This window comes from Palleronia sediminis, assembly GCF_004358695.1.
Lineage (GTDB): Bacteria > Pseudomonadota > Alphaproteobacteria > Rhodobacterales > Rhodobacteraceae > Palleronia > Palleronia sediminis.
Genome location: NZ_SNAA01000006.1, coordinates 1 through 22,724, shown reverse-complemented (window position 1 = coordinate 22,724; position 22,724 = coordinate 1). Strand labels below are relative to the sequence as shown.

The following is a 22,724-nucleotide window of genomic DNA, read 5'->3' as shown; positions in this document are numbered from 1 at the left end:
GCACGCCCATTGGGAGGACGATATGCCTAGCACATTCATCAAGACCGCTCTTGCGGCCTCGGCCCTTGCACTCGTCGCAGGCGGCGCATCGGCGCAGGAATACACCTTTCGCCTGCACCACTTCCTCGGCGCGCAGGCCCCGGCCCAGACCCGGATGCTCGAGCCCTGGGCCGAGGCGGTCGAAGAGAACTCCGGCGGCCGCGTCGAGATCGAAATCTTTCCCTCGATGACGCTGGGTGGGCGCCCGACCGAACTGGTCAGCCAGGCCCGCGACGGCGTCGTCGACCTGATCTGGACGCTGAACGGCTACACGCCCGGCCTTTTCCCGCGCACCGAGGTGTTCGAGCTGCCGACGGTCTACATGAACGACCCCGAGGCCACCAACCTCGCCATGTACGACATGTTCGACGAGCATCTGGCCGACGATTATCGCGGCCTCGAGGTGATGTTCCTGCATGTCCATGCCGGGCAAGGCATCCATATGGCCGACAAGGCCGTGCGCACCCCCGAGGATCTTTCGGGCACCAGCCTCCGGATCCCGACGCGCACCGGCGCCTGGGTCATCGAGGCGCTCGGCGCCAACCCCATCGCGATGCCGGTCCCCGATCTGCCGCAGGCCCTGTCCAAGGGCGTGATCGACGGCGCCTTCATCCCGTGGGAGATCATCCCGGCGCTGAACGTGCAGGAGCAGACCGAGTACCAGATCGAGGGCGCCGACCGGACCCGTTTCGGCACCAGCACCTTCCAGGTCTCGATGAACCAGGCGCGCTGGGACAGCCTGCCCGAGGACATCCAGCAGGCGTTCCGCGACGCCTCGGGCCGCGAATGGGTCGCCGAGATGGGCCGCGTCTGGCGCGAGGTGGACGATTTCGGGATCAACGTGGCGACGGATGCCGGCAACGAGCACATCACCCTGACCGAGGATGAAACCGCAGCCTTCATCGAGCGTCTCACCCCCGTGGTCGACCGCTGGGTCGAGGACGTCTCGGGCGAAGGGATCGATGGCGCCGCGCTGGTCGAAGCCGCACGCGGCAAGATCGAAGAAAACGCCGCGCAATGACCGCGACCGCCGGGGACGAACGCCGCGCCGGAATCGCCGGCGCGGTCGAGCGGCTGACCTCGGCATGGGCTCTGGTCGGCGGCCTCGTGTTGCTCGCCGTGATCGCGGTCAACATGCTCGCCGTGATCGGGGCGGCGATCGGCCGTTCCTTTCCCGGCGATTTCGAACTGACCGAGATGGGCGTGGCCATCGCGGTCTTTGCCTTCCTGCCCTACTGCCAGATCAGGGAGGTCAACGTGACCGCCGACATCTTTACCGCCGGGGCCGGCCCGCGCTGGCTGGCCGCGTTCAAGGCGCTGGCGGCGCTGGTCGCGACCGGGTTCGCCGCCATCCTGCTGTGGCGCATGTCGGCCGGCATGGCCGATCAACGCGACTACGGCTATGCCACGGCGATCCTGCAACTGCCGATATGGTATGCTTTCGTGCCGATCCTTGTGTCGCTGGCGCTCTTGGCCGCCGCCGCGCTGGTGAGCCTGTCCGAGGCGCTTCGCGCGTTGCGGGGGGCGCGTCATGTCTGACCCCGTCACGATAGGGATCGCCGCGCTCGTCGTTCTCGTCGCGCTGATCGCGATCCGAATGCCGATCGGCTATGCGATGATCATCGTCGGCGGCGGGGGCATCGCCCTGGTCAATGGGCCGGCGCTTCTGCTGAGCCAGCTCAAGACGCTCGCCTACGGTCAATTCTCGATCTACGATCTTTCGGTCGTGCCGATGTTCATCCTGATGGGCGAGCTTGCTGTGGTCGCCGGGCTGAGCCAGGCGCTGTTTCGCGGCGCGAATGCCTGGCTGGGCTGGATGCGCGGCGGCACCGCCATGGCCGCGATCGCCGGTTGCGCGGGCTTCGGCGCGGTCTGCGGCTCGTCGCTGGCCACGGCATCCACCATGGGCAAGGTCGCCCTGCCCGAGCTCAAGCGCTACAACTACTCGGGCGCGCTGGCCACGGGCAGCCTTGCCGCGGGCGGCGTGCTGGGCATCCTGATCCCGCCATCTGTCGTGCTCATCATCTACGCGATCATCGTCGAGGCGAATATCGTCACGATGTTCGCCGCGGCGATGCTGCCCGGTATCCTCGCGGTTCTGCTGTTTCTCGCCACCATCGCGATCTATGTCGCGATCTGGCCCGACGCCGGCCCCAAGGGCGGCGCCGTCGACCGCGCCGAGTTCCGCGCCGCCTCGCTCGGCCTCCTGCCGGTGATCGGCATCTTCGGCCTCGTTCTCGGCGGAATCTATGCCGGTCTGTTCAACCCGACCCCGGCGGCCGCCGTCGGCGTGACGCTGGTCTGGATCTACGGCGCGCTTCGCGGGCGGGTGAACCTTGCCGCGATCAAGACGGCATTGCTCGCCACCGCCGCGAACACGGGCATGATCTACCTGATCCTGCTGGGCGCCGAACTCATGAAGATCTTCATGAGCCGGATCGGTTTGCCGCAGCAGGCCGCCGCCTGGATCGCCGAATCCGGCCTCGCGCCGATGGCCGTGATGGTCCTGCTCCTGCTGGCGCTGATCGCGCTCGGCTGCCTGATGGACAGCCTGTCGATGATCCTGCTGGTGATCCCGTTCTTCTGGCCGATGCTGGTCGAGATCAACGGCGGGCTCTACCAGGGCGCCGAAGGGTCGGGCTTTGGCATGTCGACCGACGATCTCAAGATCTGGTTCGGGATATTGGCGTTGATCGTGGTCGAACTCGGCCTGATCACGCCACCGGTCGGCATGAACGTCTTCGTCATCTCGGCGCTGGCGCGCGACACGCCCATGATCGAGACCTTCAAGGGCGTGCTGCCCTTTTTCACGGCCGAGATCCTTCGCGTGGTGCTGCTGCTCGGCTTTCCGGCGCTGACCTTATGGCTGCCCGGCATACTCGGAGGCTGACATGAGCAAGACGATCCCCGCGGGCGGCGCGATCTTTCCGCGCCTCAAGGCGCTCGGCGTCGACTGCGTCTTTGCCAATTCCGGCACCGACTTCCCCCCGATCATCGAGGGGCTGACCGAGGCGGCGGCCCGCGGTCAGGACCTCCCCCGCGCCATCACCATCCCGCACGAACATGCCGCCGTCGGCATGGCGCACGGCTACTGGCTGGCGACCGGGCGACCGCAAGCGGTGATGCTGCATACCAATGTCGGCCTGTCGAACGGCGCCACCGGGGCGATCAACGCCGCCTGCGAACATGTGCCGATGCTGCTCATGTCGGGTCGCACGCCCGTGACGGAATCGGGACGCCCCGGCTCCAGAACCGTGCCGATCGGCTGGGGCCAGGAGATGCGCGACCAGACCGCCCTGGTGCGCGAGGCCTCGAAATGGGATTACGAGCTGAAGTTCCCCGAACAAGTCGCCCCCGTTCTGGACCGCGCCCACGCCATTGCCGAAAGCACGCCCAAGGGGCCGGTCTATATCTCGCTGCCGCGCGAGGTGCTGTGCGAACCGGCCCCGGCGGATGCCTTGGACGCAGCTCCCGGCATGCGGCCGGTCCGCATCGCGCCCGACCCACGGGCCGTTGCGCAGGCCGCGCGCTGGCTTGTAGAGGCCGAGCGCCCACTCGTGATCGCGCAGCGCGGTGCCGGGGATGCCGCGAGCTTTGCCGCCTTTTCGCAATGGGCCGGCGACTGGGGCATCGCCGTGTCCTCGTGGTGGGCCACGCATCTCGCGATCCCGACCGACCACCCCTGCCATGTCGGTGCCGATCCCGGCCCGTGGCTTGCCGAGGCCGATTGCGTGCTGGTTCTCGACTGCCTCGCGCCATGGTGGCCCGACCGCCACGCGCCGCATCCCGCGGCAAAGGTCATCCATGCCGGGCCCGATCCGCTGTTCTCGCGCTACCCGGTCCGCAATTTCACCTCGGATCTCGCGCTGGCGGGCGAGAATGCCGACATCATACCGGCACTTGTCGCGGCCATGGCCGACCTGCCGCGCGACGAGGCGCGGCTGGCGGCGCGCCGCGACAGTCTTGCGGCCGCCTCGGCGCAGGAACGCGACCGGCTGACCGAGCTTTCCCGCCCCGGTACCACGGCGGGCCTGACCAAGGCGCAGGTCGCGCGGGCGCTCAGCGATGCGCTTCGCGGGATGGATGCCCGCGTTTTCTCGGAGCTGGGCGTGCCCCTCGGCCCGCTCGAACGCAGGACGCCGGGCTCATGGTTCCAGGAGCCGCATTCAGGCGGGCTCGGCTGGTGCTTTCCTGCTGCGCTCGGCGCCCAGCTTGCCGATCCCGACCGCGTTTGCGTCGCGACCATGGGCGATGGCTCCTACATGTTCGCGAACCCGACGGTCTGCCACCAGATCGCCGAGGCGCTGGGGCTGTCGGTCCTTGTGATCGTGCTGAACAACGAGGAATGGGGCGCGGTCCGCGCCTCGGTCACGGGCCTTTATCCCGACGGCCATGCCGCGCGCGCCAACGAGATGCCGCTGACCGCGCTCAAGCCCAGCCCGGATTTTCGCCGCACCGCCGAGGCCAGCCGCGCCCATGCGCGCCGCGTCGAAACGGCGGAGGAGCTTGCCCCCGCGCTTGACGACGCCCTGCGGGTGGTCCGCGAAGAGCGGCGCTGCGCGCTGCTCGATATCAGGATAATGCCCGACTGATGACGCCGCGCGCGTCCGCCTCAGACGGGCGCGCCGATCTCTTCGATCCTGCCGCATAGCGCGATGGCGGCGGACAGCGCCCGCCCCGTCGCCATCGTCATCTGCGGCAGCACCATCCATTCGAGTTGCCATGCCGCGCCCGAACGCTCTTGCTCGTGGACCAGCGCCTGGTGCATGGCCGAAACCTGGGTCGCGTTGAACCGCGCCAGTGTCACCAGCAGCTCGGCCAGGACCGGGTTCTGCTTATGCGCCATGGCCGAGGAACCGCCGCCCCCCGACAGCGCGATCTCGCGCGGCTCCTGCTGCGCCATCAGGCAGATATCCTGCCCCATCTTGCCCAAGCCGCCCGAGACCAGCGACAGCCACCCGGCGAACTCGGCCACGCCGTCCCGGCGGGCGTGCCATTGCGCCCCCGACGCGAGGTCGAGCGCCCCGGCCATGTGGCGCGCCACGGCTGCGCCCTGCCCGCCGAGGTCGCCGCGCGTGCCGACCGGACCGCCAAGCTGCAACCGCGCGGCCCGCGGCAACAACCGGTCGAGCCGGTCCAGATGGTCGCCAAGCGGCAAGGCCCAGCCGCAGATCCGGTCGGCCACCGTTATCGGCAGGGCCGCCTGCATCCGCGTGCGCCCCATGAGCGCCCGGTCTCCGAACCGGTCGCGCAGCGCGGCGAGTTCGCCTTGCAACGTCTCGACACGGCCCCGCAGCACACCCCCGGTGTCGCGCAGGGTGCAGGCCAGCGCGCTGTCGATCACGTCCTGCGATGTCGCGCCGTGATGCACGGCGCCGCGGGCCTCGGCGGCTGCGGTCTTGAGTTGCGCGACCAGCGCCGGCACCGGCAGACCGTCGCGCGCCGTGCCACGGGCCAGATCGTCGATGTCGATCTTCGCCGCCTCGATGGCCTGCGCGGCGCGTTCGGCCATTGCGGCCTCGGCCAGCCCACAGGCCCCGAGTGCGCGTGCATAGGCCGCTTCGAACCGGATCATGTGGCCAAGCTGCGCCTCGGGGGACCAATGGGCCGCGATTTCCTCGTCGCCGAACAGACCCCCGAGCCAGGGATTCTCGAAGACCGAGATCACGCGATCCGCTCCGCAAGGTCTTTCAGCATCTGCGCGACCTCTGCGGGCCGCTCGATCGAGGGCAGATGGCCGACCCCCTCGAGACAGCGATAGGCTGCCCCCGGCACGAGTTCGGCCAGGTCGCGCAGCAGTTGCGGCGGCGTCGCACCGTCCACGCTGCCCGCGAGGCACAGCGTCGGCACCGTGATCCCGCGTGCCGCCTCGGTCAGGTCGGCGTCGCGGATGGCGCGGCAGGTGGCGGTATAGCCCGCGGCCGGGGTGCGCGTCAGCATGGCGCGCCAACCGGCCATCTGCGCGGGGTTCGACGCACGGTATTCCGGACCGAGCCACCGTTCGAGGATCGGGTCGGCGATTGCCGCGATGCCCTCGCGTTCGACGGTCTCGATTCGCGCGTTCCATGTCGCGGCATCGCCGATCCGGTGGCCGGTATTCGAGAGCAAAAGCCCCGCCACGAGATCGGGGCGGTCGGCCGCCAGTTGCAGCGCGATCATGCCGCCGACCGAAACCCCGCAAACGAGCGCATCGGTGAGACCGTGCAGATCCATCAGCCCGGCTAGATCGGCGGCATGGGTGGCCATGTCCACCGGCCCCTCTTCGGAAAGCCCGTGACCGCGCTTGTCCCACAAAAGCAGCGGCGTCTGCGGGCCCAGTCCGGCCACGACCGCCTGCCATATCCGCAGGTCCGTCCCGAGCGAATTGGCGAAGACGACCGGCCGGTTCGGGCCGGGCCGGACCACGTGGTGCAGCACGGCGCCGTTCGGCGCGGCAAAACGTAGCCCGGCCTCGGTCACGTCGCCGTTTCCGGCAGGCGCAGCCCGAGGATCTCGCGCGCCTGACGCCATGTCGCCACGGGACGCTCGTATTTCCCGCAAAGCTCGACCGCCCGCTTGACGAGCGCCGCGTTCGACGGCGCCAGCGTATCGCGGTCGATCCGCACGTTATCCTCGAGCCCCGTGCGCGTATGCCCGCCCTTGGCGATGGCCCATTCGTTGATGGTGATCTGGCCCGCACCGATCCCCGCGGCGCACCATTGCGCGTCGGGCGCGAGACGGTTCAGCGTCGCGATGTAGAAATCGAGGATCGGCTCGTCGACGGGCATCGCGTTCTTTACCCCCATGACGAACTGGACGTAGAGCGGCCCCTCGATGCGCCCGTCCTGCGCCATGCGGGTGGCCTGCACGATATGGCTCAGGTCGAAGGCCTCGATCTCGGGTTTGACGTTATATTTCACCATCTCCGAGGCCAGCCAGTCGACCAGATCGGGCGGGTTCTCGTAGACGCGGGTCGGGAAATTGTTCGAGCCCACCGAAAGCGAGGCCATGTCGGGCCGCAGCGGCAGCATGCCGCCGCGCGCCTTCCCCGCCCCCGAACGACCCCCGGTCGACAGTTGCACGATCATGCCGGGGCAATGCGTCTCGATCCCCTCTTTCAGCCGCGCGAACCGCTCGGGGTCCGAGGTCGGTTTGCCCTCGTCGTCGCGCACGTGGCAATGCGCGATCGTCGCCCCGGCCTCGAAGGCCTCATGGGTGCTTTCGACCTGCTCGGATATGCTGATCGGCACGGCGGGGTTGTTCGCCTTGGTCGGCAGAGAGCCGGTGATCGCGACGCAGATGATGCAAGGATCGGACATGATGGCCCCTCAGAAGTCGAAGAATATGGTCTCGTTCTCACCCTGGAGCCGGATGTCGAAGCGATAGGTTCCGTCGCCCTTCGGCTCTGCCAGCAAGGTGGGGATGCGGTCGCGATGTTCGATCCGCGACAGGATCGGGTCCGACGCGTTGGCCTCGTCCTCGTCGGCGAAATAGATCCGCGTCTGCAACCCGAGGTTTATGCCACGCGCGACGATCCAGAGCGAGACATGCGGCGCCATCAGACGCCCGTCGCGGAACGGCACCGGCCCCGGCTTGACCGTTTCAAAGGCGAACTCGCCCGTATCCATGTCGGCCGCCTGGCGGCCCCAGCCGGTAAAGGCCGGGTCGGCACCCTCTTGCGACGGGAAAAGACCCTGCGCATCGGCCTGCCAGACCTCGAGGAGCACATCCTTGAGCGCGGCGCCGACCCCGTCGAACACCCTGCCCCGGATGGTGATGCGTTCGCCCTTTGCCTCGCCGACGATCATCCGCGCGCCGAGATCCTCGTCAAAGACCCCGTCGATCCCGGCGAAATTCGGAAGCATGCCGATATGCACGTAAGGCCCCGCCGTCTGGCTCGGACTTTCCTTCAACCGCGCGATCCGTTGCATCACAGCCCCTCCATGCGGTTCTCGAACAAGGTCTGACGACGCCCCCTGAGCACGATGTCGAACCGGTAGACGCGCGCATCCATGGGGATCGTCGCCTCCATGTCGAGCCGCGCCACGAGGCTCTCGATCCCCTCGGGCGAGGGGATGGTGCCCACGATGGGGCAACGCCAGATCATCGGGTCGCCGTCGAAATACATCTGCGTGATCAGCCGCTGGCCCCAGCTCTGCCCGAACACCGAAAAGTGGATGTGGGCGGGGCGCCAGTCGTTCGGCCCGTTGGGCCACGGATACGGCCCCGGCTGGATGGTGCGAAATTCGTAGCGGCCGGCCTCATCCGTCAGGCAACGCCCGCAGCCCCCGAAATCGGGATCGAGCGGCGCGAGATAGCCCTCTTTCTTGTGGCGATACCGCCCGCCGGCATTGGCCTGCCACACCTCGACCAGCGTATGCGGCACCCCGCGCCCGTCCTCGTCCAGCACCCGCCCTTGCACGACGATGCGCGGCCCGATGGCACCGTCGGGCGACCTGGCGAAATTATGCACGAGGTCTGCATCGAGCGGCCCCAGCCTGTCGCGGGTGAAGACGGGGCCCGTCTCTTCGCCCAGCGTGGTGGGAAAGGAGATCGGCGCGCGGGTGGGCGAGCGTGTCACCGAGGTCTTGTAAGCCGGTGTCAGCGCGGCGGGATGCCAGCTCCGGTCACGGGCATAGAGGCCGCCGCCGGGCCGGTCATGGCCGCCGGGGGTCTGCAACACCGCCTGCTTTTGCTTGAACGCGTTCATGTCGCCTCCATTTCCGCAAAGGTCTTCTTGGCGATCGCGATCGCGTGATTGGCACGCGGCACGCCCGCATAGATAGCGACATGCATCAGCGCCTCCAACACGTCATCGCGGCTCGCGCCGGTATTGACGGTGGCGCGCAGATGCAGCGCCAGTTCCGCATCGTTGCCGAGCCCGGCCAGAAGCGCGATGGTCAGCATCGAGCGTTCGCGGTCGGTGATCGTGCTGCGGCTCCAGACATGGCCCCAGGCGGCCTCGGTGATCATCGCCTGGAACGGCGCGTCGAAGGCGTCCTTCGCGGCCTCGGCCCGGTCGACATGCGCGTCTCCCAGCACCCGCCGTCGCACCGCCATGCCCTTGTCGCTCATCTCGCTCATCGCACGGCTCCTTCTCCGTACCTCAGTATGGCAGGCCGACATAGTTCTCGGCCATCGCGGCCTGCGCGGCCCGGTTGCTTTCGAGGAAATCGAGCTCGGCCCGCTGCATGCGGATGTCGAACGCGTTCTGCTCGGGAAAGCGGTGCATAAGCGACGAGAACCACCACGAGAAACGCTCGGCCTTCCAGACCCGCGCCAGCGCGCGTTCGGAATAGCGGTCGATGCCTTCGGGGTCGCGCTCTTCGTAGAATTGCTGCAGGGCATTGTAGAGGTAATGCACGTCCGACGCGGCGGTGTTCAGCCCCTTGGCGCCGGTGGGCGGGACGATATGCGCGGCATCGCCGCACAGGAACAGCCGCCCCCAGCGCATCGGCTCGCACACGAAGCTGCGCAACGGCGCGATCGATTTCTCGATCGAGGGGCCGGTGACGAGCGCCTCGGCCACGTCCTGCGGCAGACGCCGCTTGAGCTCCTGCCAGAAGGCGTCGTCGCTCCAGTCCTCGGGTTTGTCCGAGAGGTTGCACTGGATGTAATAGCGGCTCAGGTTCCTGTTGCGCATGGAACAAAGCGCAAAGCCGCGCTCTGACGTGGCATAGATCAGCTCGTCGCTGACCGGCGGCGTCTCGCTGAGGATACCGAGCCAGCCGAAGGGATAGGTCTTTTCGTATTCGCGCCGCACCGTCGTCGGGATGGTTTGCCGGCTGACCCCGTAGAACCCGTCGCAGCCCGCCACGAAATCGCAATCGATCCTGTGCTCGACGCCGTCGCGATGGAACGTGACATGCGGTGTCTCGCTGTCGGCATCGTGGATCTGCACGTCTTCGACCTCGAACTCGATCGCGCCGCCTGCCTTCTCGCGCGCGTCATAGAGGTCGCGGGTCACTTCGGTCTGGCCGTAGACCATGACCGTGTGGCCGGTCAGCTCCTTGAAGTCGATGCGAAAGATGCCGTCCTCATGCGCGATGAGGGTGCCGTCGTGGGGATACCCCTCGCGCTCCATCCGCCCGGCGATACCGGCCTCGCGCATGAGATCGAACAGGCCCCGTTCCAATACGCCCGCGCGGATCCGGCTCAACACGTAATCGCGCGTCTTGCGCTCCAGCACGACGCTTTCGATGCCGCGGACATGCAAGAGCTGCGACAAGAGCAGCCCCGAAGGCCCGCCGCCGATGATCACGACCTGGGTTCTCATCTGCCTCCTCCCAATCTGTTGCGAGCAGGCTATCCAAGCGGTATCAGCAAGTAAAATGAGGTTCTGATCAACTTGATTTCCAGATCGAGAAAGCAATGGATCGCCGCATCAAGCTTCGCCATATCGAGGTCTTCGTCGAGATCACGCATCGCCGCAGCCTGAAGCTGGCGGCCGAGAAACTGAACCTGACGCAGCCGGCGATCTCCAAGACCTTGAAAGAGCTCGAGATCATCCTGTCGGCAGAACTGCTGACGCGCGATCGCGGCGGTGTGGCACTGACCCGCGAAGGCTCGGTCTTTCTGCAATTCGCCGAGATCGGCCTTGCCGCCCTGCGCCAGGGCGTGACCAGCTTGGGCGAGATCGCGTCGGGCACCGCCGCGCGGGTCGCCGTCGGGGCCTTGCCCTCGGTCGCGGCCCGGCTGCTGCCGCAAGCGGCGGGGATCTTTCGAAGCTATGCGCCGGGGGCACTTTTGCATCTCGAGGACGGACCGCACGGCTTTCTCACCGATCGGCTGCGCTCAGGCGATCTCGACATGGTGGTCGGGCGGCTGGGCGAGGCCGAAACCATGGCCGGGCTGAGTTTTACCAGCCTCTACGAGGAACATGTCGTCGTCGTGGTCGCGCCGGGTCATCCGCTGGAGGGAGCGACCGACCTCTCCGCCCTGCGGGACTGGCAGGTAATCTACCCGTCGGAGCGCTCGGCGATCCGCTCTCTGGTAGACCGCGCGATGATCGCCGCGGGCGCGGGCATCCCGCCCAACCGGGTGGAGAGCGTGTCGGGCGCCTTCGGCCGCAGCATGGCCCTCGACGAGGCGCGCGCGGTCTGGATCATCAGCCGCGGCGTGGTCGAACGCGACATCGCCGCCGGCCGGCTCAAGGCGCTGCCCATCGACCTGCTGGCCACAGCGGGCCCGGTCGGGATCATGATGCGCGTCGAAGAGGAACCGATGCCCGCACAACGGCTGATGCGGCAAGCCCTGGCCGAGGCCGTCCGGAGGCAGGGGCTGGCCTGAGCGGGCGTGTGACGGCCGCGCGGCTCGGGGCGGGTGCAACCCGCGTCGCCGCCATGCGTTGTGCCGCTTCAAAGGAAAGGCGAGCACCATGAGCAAGGATGACGACAAGCCGGTCGTTCCCTACTGGCATCTCTACGTCGACGAGGACGGCATCAGCCGGCAGGTCGAATGCACCATGACCGAGTTCGAGCTTGCCGCCATCCAGCCGGGCGCGCAGCCGCAATGGCAGGGCACGCGCCATCACGACGGCATGACGGTCATGGTCACGGTTATGCCCGCGGGTTGGGTCGGAGAGTGGCACGAGAACCCCGCGCCGCAGTGGATCGTTCCGCTCAGCGGCCGGTGGTCGGTCGAGGCGATGGACGGAACCCGGCGCGAGTTCGGGCCGGGCGAGATATCCTTCGGTGAGGACCAGGGCTGCCGGGAGGTGGACGGCCGCAAGGGGCACCGCTCCGCCACCGTGGGGGACGCGCCGGCAACGGTGATGATCGTGCAATTCGACACCGCGCGCGGCGAGACGACGCCCTGCCGCTTTTCGTGAGGCGACGATGACCGACACCGATACCGGCCCTTTCGAAATCGTCGATCCGGCCTTTGCCGGCTACCTGCTGGGAAACGCAGAGCTCGAAACGCTGGCCTTCGGGTTCCGCTGGATCGAGGGGCTCGTGTGGATGGGGGACTGGAACTGCCTGCTGTTCCAGGATCTGCCGCGCAACCGGACCATGCGCTGGTCCGAGGATCAGGGGCAGTCGATCTATCGCGCCCCCTCGGGCCACGCCAACGGCCAGACCCGCGACCGGCAGGGCCGGCTGATCGCCTGCTCGCACGAGGCGCGATCCATCACCCGGACCGAACATGACGGGCGCGTTGTTACGCTGCTGGACAGCCATGCCGGCAAGCGGCTGAACGCGCCCAATGACGTCGCCGTAAAGTCGGACGGCACGATCTGGTTCTCCGATCCGCTCTACGGGATCTCGAACGATTACTAGGGCGTCCGACAGGCCTCCGAGCAGCCCCCCGGCGCTCTACCGGCTCGATCCGGGGACCGGCGAGATCGCGGTCGCGGCCAGTGACTTCGCGGGGCCGAACGGCCTGGCGTTCTCGCCCGACGAGAGCCGCCTCTACGTCGCCGAGACTGGCGACCAGACCCGCCCGGACCCCGAGCAGCTCATCCGCGTCTTCGACGTGGGGCCGGACAACCGCCTGTCGGGCGGCGAGGCGTTCCACAAGATCTCGCCGGGCTTTTGCGACGGCATGACGGTGGACGAGGACGGCAACATCTGGTCGAGCGCGGGCGACGGGGTGCATTGCATCGCGCCCGACGGGCACCTGATGGGCAAGATCCGCACGCCCCGGCACGTCGCGAACCTGACCTTCGGCGAGGTTCGCCGCAACCGCCTCTTCATCGGCGCGTCCGACACGCTGCTTGCGATCTTTCTCGACCGGCGTGGCGTGCCGTTCCCCTGAAACGCGCGTCCGGCCCGGCCGGGCTCGACCCCTAGTGCCCACGCGGCGGAGAAGCCGCACGATGGGGCCCAACCGGGGCTGAGGAACGAAACGAATGATCCGTATTCTGGGAATATCGGGAAGCCTGCGGCAGGCGTCCTACAATACCGCGCTGCTGCGTGCGGCGCAGGGACTGATGCCCGAGGGGTTCGAGCTTGTCGAGGGCAGCATCAGGGGTATCCCGCTCTACGACGCAGACGAGGAAGCAGCCTCGGGCCTGCCGCCCGCCGTCGAGACGCTGAAGGAACAGATCGCAGACGCCGCGGGGGTGATGCTCTTCTCGCCCGAATACAATAACTCGATCCCCGGCGTCTTCAAGAACGCGATCGACTGGACCACCCGGCCGGCGGGCGACATCCCCCGTGTCTTCGGCGGCAAGCCCGTCGCAGTGCTCGGCGCATCGCTCGGCGGGTTCGGGACGATCCTCGCACAGGATGCGTGGCTGGGCGTGCTGCGCACGCTCGGCACGCGCCCGTGGTGCGAGGGGCGGCTGATGGTGGCGCGGGCCAGCGGCCTCTTTGACGAAGAGGGACACTTGACCGACGATCCGACGCGCGACCGGCTGAGAAAGTTCGTCGAGGGCTTCGCGGCCTTCGCGGCGTCGCAGAGGCCCTAGAGCGGCGCGGCGGCGTCTGCACGGACGGGCGCGACGGAACCCGCCGGGGATCGCTCCCGTTCGTCGGGGGAATACGGGCGGCGCGGGCGATCCCTCATGCGGGGCCGGTTCGCGTCGTGCCCGCGGACGGCACGGGGCGCGCGGCGGTCCGGCCGGCGCACCCATGAACACCAAAGGACCGACCCCATGCCCACGCTCTACACCATGCCCGGCACCTGCTCGCTCGCGCCCAACATCGCCATCGCCTGGCTCGACGCGCCGGTCGAGGTGCACAACATGGCCTATGGCGACCACAAGAGGGACGAGTACCTGGCCATCAACCCCAAGGGAAAGGTGCCCGCGATCCGTTTCGAGGATGGCGACGTGCTGACCGAGGCGGCGGCGATCCTCGCCTGGCTGGGGGCCGAGCATGGCGGCGAGGGCTGAGCGCGCGACACGGTACCAGGCCGCAAGGAGGCCGAGGCGCTGTCCTACATGACCTCCGAAGTCCACGCGGCCTATGGCGGGCACTTCGCTCCCAAAAACCTGGCCGAAACGGCCAAGGCGCAAGAAGAGGTCAAGCGCCGGACCTACGCGACGCTCGCAGGCCACTACGCGCGGATGGACGGCATCCTGAGCGGCAACGGCGGCGAATGGTATCTGGGCAAGCGGTCCTTCGCCGATACGTTCCTGTATGTGCTGGAACGGTGGATCGAGCAAACGCCGCTTTCCATCGACGACTACCCCGCGCTCAGGGCCCACCGCGCGCGGATGGAGGCCGACGAGGGCGTGCGCCTCGCGCTGAAGCGTCAGGACATGGAGCCCGTCGGATGAGGGGGGAGTGGCCGGCGCTGCACTACGACGACTGGGCCGAGACCTGCACCGCCCTGCACCTGTGGTGCCAGATCGCGGGCAAGTACCGCCTCGCGCACACCCCCTGGGTCAACCATTCCTGGCACGCCACGCTCTACGTCACGCCGCGCGGGCTGACCACGGGGCCGGTGCACGAGGCGGGCGGCTGCGTGACGCTTTCGTTCGATTTCGTGGACCATCGCCTCGTGGCAGAGGCCGATGGCGGGGCGCGCGCGGATTTCGCGCTCGAACCCATGAGCGTGGCGGAGTTCCTGTCGCGCATGCGGGCCGCGGTCGAGGGGGTAGGTGGCACCTTTGTGATCCATGGCGCGCCCAACGAACTGCCCGACGCCGTGCCCTTTGCCGAGGACACCGCGCCGCGGCCTTATGACGCCGACGCCGTCGCCCGCTACCACGGTGCGCTGCTGCGGATCGTGCCCGTGTTCGAGGCCTTCCGCACCGGCTTCCTCGGCAAGGTCTCGCCCGTCCACCTGTTCTGGGGCTCGTTCGACCTCGCCGTTACCCGCTTTTCCGGGCGGCCCGCACCGCCCCATCCCGGCGGCATCCCGAACCTGCCCGACGCCGTATCGCGCGAGGCATACAGCCACGAGGTTTCCTCGGCCGGGTTCTGGCCGGGTGGCGGCGGCAGCGACGCGGCGTTCTACGCCTACGCCTACCCCGCGCCGGAGGGGTTCGACGCAAGCCGGGTCGAGCCCGCCGCGGCCCGCTGGGACGAGGGGCTGGGCGAGTTCCTCCTGCCCTACGAAGCAGTGCAGAGCGCCGAGGATCCCGCCGCCACGCTGATGGCCTTTCTCCGGTCCACATACGACGCCGCGGCCGATCTTGGCGGCTGGGACCGCGCGGCGCTCGACTGCCGGATAGGCGTGCCGGGAGTGCCGCGTCCCGTTCCGGCGGAATGACGCGCTCGCCTCACGGCGCGGATGCCCCTGTCCACATGGGTCGCAAGAGGCGCAAGCGCTGGTCCCGCGCGTAACGGGACGGTCGAGAAAGAGTGAACGGCGGTTCGTTGGCGAAAGCCGCCCCGCGGCGTTTACAGATGCGGCCCATTATCGAAACCGCGCTGGACCGGGGGAAAGCCCCGACTGCTCCAATATGGAAAGGAACCGGGATGCTGCACGCACGACGCCGGGTGATCCTCGCCGGAGGCGCGGCATTGGCCATGCCGGCGATCCTCCCTTTCAGGGCGTTCGGCCAGTCATCGGGGCTTGACGATATCGCGGCGCGGGCGGGCGGGCTCGACCAGCTCCACGCGCTGGTGATCCGCCGCAACGGGGCGACGCTGTTCGAGCGCGCCTACGCCGGGCCGGGGCTCGACGCGCCGGCCAACGTCAAGTCGGTGTCCAAGACGCTGCTCGCATTGCTCACCGGCATCGCCATCGACCGCGGCGCCCTGCCGGGCACAGAGGCGCGCGTCCTGCCCCTGCTTGGGCGGTCGCCCGCGGGCGACGCGCGCGACGCGATCACCGTGGGCGACCTGCTGTCGATGCGCGCGGGGCTGGCCAGCACCTCGGGCGCCGATTACGGCGCGTGGGTGGCCAGCGCCGACTGGGTCGAGCACGCGCTGACGCGCGAGCTCGTGGCCGAGCCGGGTGGGCGCTACATCTATTCGACCGGCGGTTGGCACGTTCTGGGCGCGGTGCTCGCGAAGGCCACGGGGCGCGACCTGCTGGATCTCGCGCGCGACTGGTTGGGCCGTCCGCTCGGCATCGCCATCCCGCCGTGGGAGCGCGACCCGCAGGGCCGCTACATGGGCGGCAACCAAATGGCGCTGACACCCCGCGCGCTGGCCCGCGTGGGCGAGATGGTGGTGAACGGCGGTCGCTGGGACGGCACGCAGGTCGTGCCCGCCGACTGGATCGAACGGTCGTGGGAGTCGCGGGGCCGGTCGCGCTGGACGGGGGACGGCTATGGCTATGGCTGGTTCCTGACCTCCTTCGCGGGCCGCCGGGCCGCCTATGGGCGCGGCTATGGCGGGCAGGTGCTGGCAGTGGTGCCGGATCTGGACCTGGCCATCGCCATCACCTCGGACCCCCTGCGCCCGGCCCGGTCGCAGGGCTATTTCGGCGACCTTCAGGCCCTTATGGATGCGGTCGTTGCAACCGCGTGACGGGGCTCGCACACCGATCCCGGCTCAGCTTTCGCGGGCGGCGGGCAGCCGGACGGTCGCGCGCAGGCCCCCTTCGGCCCGGTTCTCGAGCGTGACCTCCCCGCCATGCGCCGTGACCACGGAACGCGCGATCGACAGGCCGAGCCCTGCGCCGCCGGTCTCCATGCTGCGGCTTGCGTCACCGCGCACGAAAGGGTCGAACATCGCGCCCAGACGCTCGGGCGGGATGCCGGGGCCGTCATCCTCGACGGTGACGATGGCCCCGTCGGCCCCGCGCGCCAGACGCACCCGCGCCATGCCGCCGTAGCGCAGCGCGTTGTCCACGAGATTGCCGATCGCCCGGCCGAGCGCGACGGGACGCCCGACCATCTCGACCGTCTCCGTCACGTCGAGCGACGCGCCCCGCGCCTCGCACAGTGCCGCGAGCAGGTCGGCAAGGTCGATGCACCGCGGCTTTTCCGCATCGCCCGCCCCGCTTGCATAGGCCACCAGCCCGTCGGCCATCACCGCCATCTCGTCCAGCGTGCGGATCATCGGGGCGGCGCCCTCCTCGTCCAGCATCTCGGCACGGATGCGCAGCGACGTGATCGGTGTCCGCAGGTCATGGCCCACGGCGGCCAGCGTCCGCATCCGCTCGGCGTCGAAACGGGCGATGCGCGCCTGCATGTCGTTGAAGGCGGCGGCCGCCTCGCGCATCTCGCGCGGGCCCCGCTCGGGCACCCGCGCGGCGCGGTCGCCCCGCCCGGCGGCGCGGGCCGCCCCGGCCAGCGCGCCCAGGGGCCGCGTCAGCCGGCGCAGGTAGAGCAGCGCCGCGCCCAGCACGGAGACGAGCGACAACCCCAGCACAACCAGGAACACCCCACCGTCCAGCCCCGACGGGGGCCGGCCGGGCCCGCGCGTGACCACGTTGAGCCATTGTGCCGGGTCGCCCGCGGGGACTGCAAGGCCGATGGAGACGGCGATCGCCTCGCGGGGGCCGTCGCCGCCCCGGTCCGGTCGGACGCGGATCGCCGCGCGGACGGGCCGCCCGTTCAGGGCCGCGGCAAGCTCGCGCGTCAACGCGGCCGATCGCGGGGCGGTGGGGACCGTCTCGACCACCGGCGCGGGCGCGACCGTGACCCGCGAGAACCGGGTGGAGGCGTCGTGCGCGATGGCGCGGCGCGCGGCCGGCGCGGCGGCCTCGATGGCGGGCACCAGCGACACGATCCGCTCGGCCTCCCGCTCGACCAGGGCGGCGCGGCCCTGCTGGGCGCGCTGCGCCGCCAGCAGCCCCAGCGCCACCAGGTTGGCCGCGATCAGCGCGGCCGCCAAGAGCAGCGCGAGCCGCGCGCCCAGCCTGTCCGGCGTGAGGCGTCGCAAGCTCACGCCTCCTCCACATCGGCGGCCAGCCGGTAGCCGCCGCCCCATTCGGTCACGATCAGGCGCGGCGCCGAGGGGTCGTCCTCGATCTTGCGGCGTAGCCGGCTCACCGCGTTGTCGACGGCCCGGTCATAGGCCTTGGCCTCGCGCCCCGCGGTGATCTCGAGCAGGCGGTCGCGGCCGAGCACCGCATGGGGGTGGTCGAGCAGGGCGCCCAGCAGCCGACTCTCGCCGGAGGTCAGCGCCACCTCGCGCCCATCGTCATGGATCAGCGTCAGCGCCGCGGGGTCGTGCCGCCAGCCGCCGAACCGCCGCCGCCCCGAGGGCACGCGTCGCTCGGGCGGGGGCACGCGGCGCAACACGGCCCGGATGCGCGCCAGCAGCTCGCGTGGGTTGAAGGGTTTCACCAGGTAGTCGTCCGCGCCCAGCTCCAGCCCCACGATACGGTCGGTCTCGTCGGCCATCGCCGTGAGCAGGATCACCGGCGGCCCGCCTCGCGCCACCAGCCAGCGGCACAAGCTCAGCCCGTCCTCGCCGGGCATCATCACGTCGAGCACCACCAGCGCGGCGCGCGCCTCGTCGAGCAGGCGCCGCGCCTCGCCCGCATTGGCCGCCAGCCGCGTGCGGTAGCCCTGCCGGCGCAGGTACTGGCCCAGCGGCTCGCGGATGTCGCGGGCGTCGTCCACGACCAGGATCAGGGGCTCTTCCGGCTCCATGTTGCGCCCTCCGTCTCCGGGTCGACGGCCCGGCATGGCTGCCCTGATACAGCTAGCGCGCCCGCCCGGCGCGGATCGTTTGTCGCAAACCGTATCAGAGGGGCCGTCCGCCACAACCGGCGACAAGACCGGCCCCGCGCCGACACACCTTCGGGGCGCGCATCTGCCATATCGGGGTGGCCGGGGGGCAACGCGGCCGCCTGGCGAAATACGCACCATGAAGGATACTGCAATGAACAGGTTCAAATATCTCCCCATCGGCGCCCTCGTCCTCGCCCTCTCGGGGGCTGGCATCGGGATGGCCGTCGCGCAGACCACGGGCGGCGCGCCCGAGACCTCGAGCGACGAGGCGCCGGCCGAGCGGACAGAGGTCAGCCGCGATCGCGGCGATCACCGCGGCCGGGGCGGACATCGCGGCGGCAAGGGGTTCGGCATGCGCGGCAACTCCGAGATCTTCCGCACCGTTTTTGCCGAGGTCGATGCCGATGGCGACGGGTCGGTCACGCAGGACGAGGTCGACGCCTACCGCGCGGCCAAAGTGGGTGAGGCCGATGCCTCGGGCGACGGCGCGCTGAGCATCGAGGAGTTCGACACGCTCTACCGGCAGTTCACCCGCCCGCGCATGGTCGATGCGTTCCAGGATCTCGACGCGGACGGCGACGGCGTCATCAGCCCCGCCGAGATGGACGCCCGGTTCGGCGACATCGTCAAGCGCATGGACCGGGATGGCGACGGCGCGCTAACCGTGCAACGCGGCCGCCGCAACTGAGACCCCCGGACGGGCGGACGACGAGGGCCGCCCGTCCGATGCACGAGGACTGGCGTCGCGGTCCGCCCCTTCGGGCGGGCGCCCCCGCTTGCCGCAGGGCCCTTGGCCGCTACCGTTGACGTAGGGGACTTGGACGGACTGCCAGGGAACCCGCCCAATGCGAGCGCGCTCGCCCCGTGACGTCGAGATGGCCGGAGCCTTCCATGACCGCCCGCAGAACCTTTCCGGGCTGCGCTGCGATGGCGATTGGCGCGGTGTCCTCTGCAGGGTCCGCGTCGGCGCAAACCGGCGCGATGGATGAACCCGCTGCGGAACGCGCCGGTCGAGGAGCTGGGCTCTGACCTGAAATCGACGGGCGGCGCGCCGATCCCGGACCTTGGCGCGTTCCACAAGTCCCCAACCGGTCCGAGCGCCATCATGACGGAGATCTGAACATGTTCCGCACACTGACCCTGACGACGGCGCTGGTCGGCGCCGCCCTGCCCGCCGCGGCCTTCACCCATACGGGCGAAGAGGTGGACCCGGCCGTTTTCGAGGGCCGCGAGATCCTGCCCGATCCGTGGATCGACGATTGCGACGTCGAGCGCTCCCTCGTGCCCATCGAAGGCAAGGAGAACCTCTATCGCCACACCAACCCCTTTCCCTCGACCCATTCGGGCCTCGTGCTGATCCAGGACGAGGGCGCGCTGGTGATCGACGCGGGCAACCATTGCGCGGCCGAATGGCTGCGCGACGAGATCCGCGAGCGCTTCGACGTGGACATCACGCTCGCCATCCTGAAGCATGCGCATTTCGACCACCTGGCCGGCTCGGTCGTCTATGCCGAGGCGGGCGCCGAGATCATCGCGCAGGAGAACGCGATTGAGCCCATCATCGGCGAAAAGATGCCCGTGGCCGAGCCCACCATCACCTTCGACGAGGAGATGACCGTCACCTTCGGCGACTACGAGGTGCTGCTGCACCACGAGCCGGCGGGCAACCACTCCAACTCCATGATCCAGGTTTGGATCCCCGCGCTCTCGGCCATGCAATGCACCGACGTCTGCCAGTCGCAGACCGTTCCCTACATGGACTTCCTCGACTTCTACTATCCCGGCTGGATCGAGACGCTGGACTGGGTGATCGAGAAGGACCCCGGCGTGATCGAGGTGGGCCACTACACGCCGGCCACCACCGAGGACCAGATCGCGCTGCGCGACTACATGACCGAGCTCTACGACCAGGTCATCGCGCTGCACCGCGAGGGCCAGCCCTGGGACCAGCTCTGGCGCAACGTCGACGCCGCCGAGCCCTACCGCGACGATTGGTTCGGCTACGAGTTGATGCGCTTTGCCAACATTCAGGGCATGTTCCGCTGGGTCGACAACCACCGCCGCGGGCTCTGGTGACATGCACCGGGCCGGGCGGCGGAAACCACGCCCGGCCAGCAGCCCGCAAGCTTGCGACGTAGCATCCCGGTCATTCCCTTGCGTACAGTTCGGGGCGCCGGCAGGTTTCGGGATGCGCCCCAGCGGCGCGACACGGTCCGCGCCTCAGTCCTGCCTTCGTACCAGTTCCAGCAAGAGATCCGCCGCGATCCACAAGACCACTCGACCGCGGCGATCCTGTTTCGCCGGGGCGGTGCTTAGGCCGTTGCGCGGCAGCCGTAGCCCTCGAACCCCGCCCGGTCGATCGGCGGAGAGGCGCGGCCGAGGCGCATCGGGCGATATATTTCTTGATCGGTGCCGGTGGGCGGGTCAGGGTGTTTTTTACAGCCCCCCCTGTAGGAGCGACTCGTGATGCAAATATCCACGACCCGCAGCTTCCTTCTCCTTGCGGCGCTGACGATCGGGGGGGCCGGCATCGCAATCGGCCAGACCGAGGTGCCGGCCGCGGTGAAAGCCCGGCAGGGGCAGATGCAGCTCCAGTCGTTCTACCTTTCGACGCTCGGCGAGATGGCGCGCGGCAATATCGACTACGACGCCGATGCAGCGCAGGCCTCTGCCGACAGCCTTGTGGCCATCGCGGCCATGGACTGGGATCCGCTCTGGCCCGAGGGAACGGCGACCAGCGAGGTGGAGGCAAGCCGCGCCCTGCCCGCCATCTGGACCGATGCCGAGGGCTATGCCGCGGCATGGGACGCCTTCGGCACGGCGGCGGCAGCGGTGCAGGGCGTGGCGGGTGGCGGTCTCGACGGGCTACGCGCCGAGATGGGCGCGCTGGGACAGTCCTGCGGCGGGTGCCACGACGATTATCGCGTCTCGAACGACTGACGCATGATGCGGCGTCTCCTTTCGGCGGCGGCGCTCATCGCCCTGATCTGCGTCGTCGCAGGCCTATGGCTGACCCGCGCCGAGCGTCTGCCCGAAGGCGCGGTGGCCTCTCTCGCGGGGGATGCGACCCGTGGCGAACAGGTGTTCTGGGCGGCCGGGTGCGCGTCCTGCCACGCCGCGCCGGATGCCGAGGGCGAGGCGCGGCTGGTTCTCGCGGGCGGCGAGGCGTTCCCCTCGGAATTCGGCACCTTCTACGCGCCCAACGTGTCAATGCACCCCGAGCGCGGGATCGGCTCGTGGGACGCGGCCGCCTTTGCCGATGCCGTGCAGCGCGGCGTCTCGCCCGAGGGGGCGCATTATTATCCCGTCTTTCCTTATGCGTCCTACGCCCTCGCCGAGCCGCAGGATATCGCCGACCTCTGGGCCTTCTGGCAGACCTTGCCGGCAAGCGATGCCGAGAACCGCCCGCATGACGTAGGCTTTCCCTTCAACATCCGCCGCGGCATCGGGCTGTGGAAACGGCTATACGTCCACGACGACTATGCCGTTCAGGGGCCGCTCGATTCCGACGCCGAGCGGGGCCGCTACCTTGCCGAGGCGCTGTCCCATTGCGGCGAGTGCCATACGCCGCGCGACGCGCTCGGCGGCCTCGACCGCGCGCGCTGGTTCGCGGGCGCGCCGAACCCGTCCGGCAGGGGCCGGATCCCCGCAATCGACAGCGACGATCTGAACTGGTCCCGCCGCGAGATCGCGCAATATCTCGCCGATGGCTTCACGCCCGATTTCGACGTGGCGGGTGGGCACATGGCATCCGTGATCGCAAACCTGGCGAACCTCCCCGAGGAAGATCGCGATGCCATCGCGGCTTATGTGCAGGCCGTCTCACCTTCCAAGTGATCGTCGCGTGACTTGCGTCTCGGCGGCATGGCTTTCACCCATTATAGTCTTTTTCACTAGGGGTGCCGCAAGGGGTCAAACCATTGATTGGTATGCCATGTCGTAACTCACTGCTCGAAAAGCGGGCGGTGACACGGATGGTCTCTTCTGCTTTTCGAGCTGGCTCAAGGATACATCCGAATTGCGCGACAAAGCACGCCGGAGCACCATAAATCACTGTTTCTAGGGTCAGGATTCATAACCAGAACATGACGGTTGCGGCGAGGGCGATGGCGGAGAGGAAGACCTTCGGGCATCTGTCGTAGCGGGTGGCGATGCGACGCCAGTCTTTCAACCTACCGAA

The 22,724-nt window shown here is 69.0% G+C and carries 27 protein-coding genes and 1 pseudogene; 18 read left to right on the top strand and 10 right to left on the bottom strand.

What is annotated here, in order from left to right:
* Positions 1-22 precede the first annotated feature (22 nt).
* Genes E2L08_RS07040 through E2L08_RS07025 form a run of 4 tightly spaced genes read left to right on the top strand, consistent with a single transcriptional unit; the run spans position 23 to position 4,631 of the window.
* Positions 23-1,060 carry a TRAP transporter substrate-binding protein gene (locus E2L08_RS07040; RefSeq protein ID WP_133396367.1) on the top strand — a complete coding sequence of 346 codons (1,038 nt, stop codon included), beginning with the start codon at positions 23-25 and terminating at the stop codon, positions 1,058-1,060.
* Positions 1,057-1,578 (top strand): TRAP transporter small permease, encoded by a 522-nt coding sequence (locus E2L08_RS07035; RefSeq protein WP_133396366.1) that lies wholly within the window; start codon positions 1,057-1,059, stop codon positions 1,576-1,578. The genes E2L08_RS07040 and E2L08_RS07035 overlap by 4 nt, the downstream gene beginning before the upstream one ends.
* Positions 1,571-2,929 carry a TRAP transporter large permease gene (locus E2L08_RS07030; RefSeq protein ID WP_133396365.1) on the top strand — a complete coding sequence of 453 codons (1,359 nt, stop codon included), beginning with the start codon at positions 1,571-1,573 and terminating at the stop codon, positions 2,927-2,929. The genes E2L08_RS07035 and E2L08_RS07030 overlap by 8 nt, the downstream gene beginning before the upstream one ends.
* A 1-nt stretch (position 2,930) precedes the next feature.
* Positions 2,931-4,631, top strand: a complete 1,701-nt coding sequence (locus E2L08_RS07025) for a thiamine pyrophosphate-requiring protein (protein WP_133396364.1) — start codon at positions 2,931-2,933, stop codon at positions 4,629-4,631.
* A 20-nt stretch (positions 4,632-4,651) separates the two neighbouring features.
* Here the strand turns inward: E2L08_RS07025 and E2L08_RS07020 are convergent, their stop codons facing one another.
* From E2L08_RS07020 to pobA, 7 genes are read right to left on the bottom strand one after another with little or no spacing between them, the layout of a single operon-like run.
* Positions 4,652-5,707 (bottom strand): 3-carboxy-cis,cis-muconate cycloisomerase, encoded by a 1,056-nt coding sequence (locus E2L08_RS07020; RefSeq protein WP_133396363.1) that lies wholly within the window; start codon positions 5,705-5,707, stop codon positions 4,652-4,654.
* On the bottom strand, positions 5,704-6,498 hold the full coding sequence (gene pcaD / locus E2L08_RS07015) for a 3-oxoadipate enol-lactonase (RefSeq protein WP_240758146.1): 795 nt from the start codon (positions 6,496-6,498) through the stop codon (positions 5,704-5,706). The genes E2L08_RS07020 and pcaD overlap by 4 nt, the downstream gene beginning before the upstream one ends.
* Positions 6,495-7,337 carry a 3-oxoadipate:acetyl-CoA acetyltransferase gene (locus tag E2L08_RS07010; RefSeq protein WP_133396361.1) on the bottom strand — a complete coding sequence of 281 codons (843 nt, stop codon included), beginning with the start codon at positions 7,335-7,337 and terminating at the stop codon, positions 6,495-6,497. The genes pcaD and E2L08_RS07010 overlap by 4 nt, the downstream gene beginning before the upstream one ends.
* Before the next feature lie 9 nt (positions 7,338-7,346).
* Positions 7,347-7,949 (bottom strand): protocatechuate 3,4-dioxygenase subunit alpha, encoded by a 603-nt coding sequence (pcaG, locus tag E2L08_RS07005; protein ID WP_133396360.1) that lies wholly within the window; start codon positions 7,947-7,949, stop codon positions 7,347-7,349.
* Positions 7,949-8,728 carry a protocatechuate 3,4-dioxygenase subunit beta gene (gene pcaH, locus E2L08_RS07000; protein WP_133396359.1) on the bottom strand — a complete coding sequence of 260 codons (780 nt, stop codon included), beginning with the start codon at positions 8,726-8,728 and terminating at the stop codon, positions 7,949-7,951. The genes pcaG and pcaH overlap by 1 nt, the downstream gene beginning before the upstream one ends.
* The gene (gene pcaC, locus E2L08_RS06995) at positions 8,725-9,102 is read right to left on the bottom strand and encodes a 4-carboxymuconolactone decarboxylase (protein WP_133396358.1); all 378 of its coding nucleotides are present in this window, start codon (positions 9,100-9,102) and stop codon (positions 8,725-8,727) included. The genes pcaH and pcaC overlap by 4 nt, the downstream gene beginning before the upstream one ends.
* Before the next feature lie 22 nt (positions 9,103-9,124).
* Positions 9,125-10,294, bottom strand: coding sequence for a 4-hydroxybenzoate 3-monooxygenase (pobA, locus tag E2L08_RS06990; RefSeq protein WP_133396357.1), 1,170 nt, complete (start codon positions 10,292-10,294; stop codon positions 9,125-9,127).
* 95 nt (positions 10,295-10,389) lie between these two features.
* Here pobA and pcaQ point away from each other — a divergent pair, with 95 nt between their 5' ends.
* From pcaQ to E2L08_RS06955, 9 genes are all read left to right on the top strand, one after another.
* On the top strand, positions 10,390-11,307 hold the full coding sequence (pcaQ, locus tag E2L08_RS06985) for a pca operon transcription factor PcaQ (protein ID WP_133396356.1): 918 nt from the start codon (positions 10,390-10,392) through the stop codon (positions 11,305-11,307).
* A gap of 88 nt (positions 11,308-11,395) precedes the next feature.
* Entirely contained in the window at positions 11,396-11,848 is a 453-nt protein-coding gene (locus E2L08_RS06980; RefSeq protein ID WP_133396355.1) for a cupin domain-containing protein, read from the top strand.
* A 7-nt stretch (positions 11,849-11,855) separates the two neighbouring features.
* Positions 11,856-12,296 (top strand): SMP-30/gluconolactonase/LRE family protein, encoded by a 441-nt coding sequence (locus E2L08_RS17245; RefSeq protein ID WP_240758145.1) that lies wholly within the window; start codon positions 11,856-11,858, stop codon positions 12,294-12,296.
* Positions 12,265-12,774 (top strand): SMP-30/gluconolactonase/LRE family protein, encoded by a 510-nt coding sequence (locus tag E2L08_RS17240; RefSeq protein WP_338069519.1) that lies wholly within the window; start codon positions 12,265-12,267, stop codon positions 12,772-12,774. Before E2L08_RS17245 ends, E2L08_RS17240 begins: the two co-directional genes overlap by 32 nt.
* A 94-nt stretch (positions 12,775-12,868) precedes the next feature.
* Complete coding sequence (locus tag E2L08_RS06970; RefSeq protein ID WP_133396354.1) at positions 12,869-13,429, top strand: NADPH-dependent FMN reductase; 561 nt, start codon at positions 12,869-12,871, stop codon at positions 13,427-13,429.
* A gap of 186 nt (positions 13,430-13,615) precedes the next feature.
* Complete coding sequence (locus tag E2L08_RS17120; RefSeq protein ID WP_206076981.1) at positions 13,616-13,855, top strand: glutathione S-transferase N-terminal domain-containing protein; 240 nt, start codon at positions 13,616-13,618, stop codon at positions 13,853-13,855.
* A gap of 48 nt (positions 13,856-13,903) precedes the next feature.
* Entirely contained in the window at positions 13,904-14,242 is a 339-nt protein-coding gene (locus E2L08_RS17115; RefSeq protein ID WP_206076980.1) for a glutathione S-transferase family protein, read from the top strand.
* A complete protein-coding gene (locus E2L08_RS06960; RefSeq protein ID WP_133396353.1) occupies positions 14,239-15,180 on the top strand; it encodes a DUF5996 family protein in 942 nt (313 codons plus the stop codon). Before E2L08_RS17115 ends, E2L08_RS06960 begins: the two co-directional genes overlap by 4 nt.
* Positions 15,181-15,389: 209 nt before the next feature.
* Entirely contained in the window at positions 15,390-16,388 is a 999-nt protein-coding gene (locus E2L08_RS06955) for a serine hydrolase (RefSeq protein WP_206076979.1), read from the top strand.
* Between the two features lie 24 nt (positions 16,389-16,412).
* Here the strand turns inward: E2L08_RS06955 and E2L08_RS06950 are convergent, their stop codons facing one another.
* Together E2L08_RS06950 and E2L08_RS06945 are read right to left on the bottom strand one after the other, a co-directional pair.
* Positions 16,413-17,753 carry an ATP-binding protein gene (locus E2L08_RS06950; RefSeq protein WP_168771073.1) on the bottom strand — a complete coding sequence of 447 codons (1,341 nt, stop codon included), beginning with the start codon at positions 17,751-17,753 and terminating at the stop codon, positions 16,413-16,415.
* Positions 17,750-18,463, bottom strand: a complete 714-nt coding sequence (locus tag E2L08_RS06945) for a response regulator (RefSeq protein WP_133396351.1) — start codon at positions 18,461-18,463, stop codon at positions 17,750-17,752. Before E2L08_RS06945 ends, E2L08_RS06950 begins: the two co-directional genes overlap by 4 nt.
* Before the next feature lie 232 nt (positions 18,464-18,695).
* Between E2L08_RS06945 and E2L08_RS06940 the strand changes: the two genes are divergently transcribed.
* The 5 genes from E2L08_RS06940 (at position 18,696) to E2L08_RS06925 (ending at position 22,381) form a co-directional block, all read left to right on the top strand.
* On the top strand, positions 18,696-19,232 hold the full coding sequence (locus E2L08_RS06940; RefSeq protein ID WP_168771072.1) for an EF-hand domain-containing protein: 537 nt from the start codon (positions 18,696-18,698) through the stop codon (positions 19,230-19,232).
* A 297-nt stretch (positions 19,233-19,529) separates the two neighbouring features.
* Positions 19,530-19,664: a hypothetical protein gene (locus tag E2L08_RS17375; protein ID WP_276321523.1), complete on the top strand. Its 135-nt coding sequence runs from the start codon at positions 19,530-19,532 to the stop codon at positions 19,662-19,664.
* 2 nt (positions 19,665-19,666) lie between these two features.
* The gene (locus tag E2L08_RS06935) at positions 19,667-20,620 is read left to right on the top strand and encodes an MBL fold metallo-hydrolase (RefSeq protein ID WP_133396349.1); all 954 of its coding nucleotides are present in this window, start codon (positions 19,667-19,669) and stop codon (positions 20,618-20,620) included.
* Between the two features lie 390 nt (positions 20,621-21,010).
* A complete protein-coding gene (locus E2L08_RS06930) occupies positions 21,011-21,484 on the top strand; it encodes a c-type cytochrome (RefSeq protein ID WP_240758152.1) in 474 nt (157 codons plus the stop codon).
* 6 nt (positions 21,485-21,490) lie between these two features.
* Entirely contained in the window at positions 21,491-22,381 is an 891-nt protein-coding gene (locus E2L08_RS06925; protein WP_133396474.1) for a cytochrome c, read from the top strand.
* A gap of 235 nt (positions 22,382-22,616) precedes the next feature.
* Here E2L08_RS06925 and E2L08_RS06920 read toward each other — a convergent pair.
* Positions 22,617-22,724, bottom strand: a pseudogene (locus E2L08_RS06920) (IS5/IS1182 family transposase); the annotation flags it as partial.

What these genes read in the sequence shown, in the direction of transcription:
- E2L08_RS07040 (WP_133396367.1), top strand. Translation starts at nt 23, where the DNA reads ATGCCTAGCACATTCATCAAGACCGCTCTTGCGGCCTCGGCCCTTGCA.
- E2L08_RS07035 (WP_133396366.1), top strand. Translation starts at nt 1,057, where the DNA reads ATGACCGCGACCGCCGGGGACGAACGCCGCGCCGGAATCGCCGGCGCG.
- E2L08_RS07030 (WP_133396365.1), top strand. Translation starts at nt 1,571, where the DNA reads ATGTCTGACCCCGTCACGATAGGGATCGCCGCGCTCGTCGTTCTCGTC.
- E2L08_RS07025 (WP_133396364.1), top strand. Translation starts at nt 2,931, where the DNA reads ATGAGCAAGACGATCCCCGCGGGCGGCGCGATCTTTCCGCGCCTCAAG.
- E2L08_RS07010 (WP_133396361.1), bottom strand. Translation starts at nt 7,337, where the DNA reads ATGTCCGATCCTTGCATCATCTGCGTCGCGATCACCGGCTCTCTGCCG.
- pcaG (WP_133396360.1), bottom strand. Translation starts at nt 7,949, where the DNA reads ATGCAACGGATCGCGCGGTTGAAGGAAAGTCCGAGCCAGACGGCGGGG.
- pcaH (WP_133396359.1), bottom strand. Translation starts at nt 8,728, where the DNA reads ATGAACGCGTTCAAGCAAAAGCAGGCGGTGTTGCAGACCCCCGGCGGC.
- pcaC (WP_133396358.1), bottom strand. Translation starts at nt 9,102, where the DNA reads ATGAGCGAGATGAGCGACAAGGGCATGGCGGTGCGACGGCGGGTGCTG.
- pobA (WP_133396357.1), bottom strand. Translation starts at nt 10,294, where the DNA reads ATGAGAACCCAGGTCGTGATCATCGGCGGCGGGCCTTCGGGGCTGCTC.
- pcaQ (WP_133396356.1), top strand. Translation starts at nt 10,390, where the DNA reads ATGGATCGCCGCATCAAGCTTCGCCATATCGAGGTCTTCGTCGAGATC.
- E2L08_RS06980 (WP_133396355.1), top strand. Translation starts at nt 11,396, where the DNA reads ATGAGCAAGGATGACGACAAGCCGGTCGTTCCCTACTGGCATCTCTAC.
- E2L08_RS17245 (WP_240758145.1), top strand. Translation starts at nt 11,856, where the DNA reads ATGACCGACACCGATACCGGCCCTTTCGAAATCGTCGATCCGGCCTTT.
- E2L08_RS06970 (WP_133396354.1), top strand. Translation starts at nt 12,869, where the DNA reads ATGATCCGTATTCTGGGAATATCGGGAAGCCTGCGGCAGGCGTCCTAC.
- E2L08_RS17120 (WP_206076981.1), top strand. Translation starts at nt 13,616, where the DNA reads ATGCCCACGCTCTACACCATGCCCGGCACCTGCTCGCTCGCGCCCAAC.
- E2L08_RS17115 (WP_206076980.1), top strand. Translation starts at nt 13,904, where the DNA reads ATGACCTCCGAAGTCCACGCGGCCTATGGCGGGCACTTCGCTCCCAAA.
- E2L08_RS06960 (WP_133396353.1), top strand. Translation starts at nt 14,239, where the DNA reads ATGAGGGGGGAGTGGCCGGCGCTGCACTACGACGACTGGGCCGAGACC.
- E2L08_RS06955 (WP_206076979.1), top strand. Translation starts at nt 15,390, where the DNA reads ATGCTGCACGCACGACGCCGGGTGATCCTCGCCGGAGGCGCGGCATTG.
- E2L08_RS06945 (WP_133396351.1), bottom strand. Translation starts at nt 18,463, where the DNA reads ATGGAGCCGGAAGAGCCCCTGATCCTGGTCGTGGACGACGCCCGCGAC.
- E2L08_RS06940 (WP_168771072.1), top strand. Translation starts at nt 18,696, where the DNA reads ATGAACAGGTTCAAATATCTCCCCATCGGCGCCCTCGTCCTCGCCCTC.
- E2L08_RS17375 (WP_276321523.1), top strand. Translation starts at nt 19,530, where the DNA reads ATGAACCCGCTGCGGAACGCGCCGGTCGAGGAGCTGGGCTCTGACCTG.
- E2L08_RS06935 (WP_133396349.1), top strand. Translation starts at nt 19,667, where the DNA reads ATGTTCCGCACACTGACCCTGACGACGGCGCTGGTCGGCGCCGCCCTG.
- E2L08_RS06930 (WP_240758152.1), top strand. Translation starts at nt 21,011, where the DNA reads ATGCAAATATCCACGACCCGCAGCTTCCTTCTCCTTGCGGCGCTGACG.
- E2L08_RS06925 (WP_133396474.1), top strand. Translation starts at nt 21,491, where the DNA reads ATGCGGCGTCTCCTTTCGGCGGCGGCGCTCATCGCCCTGATCTGCGTC.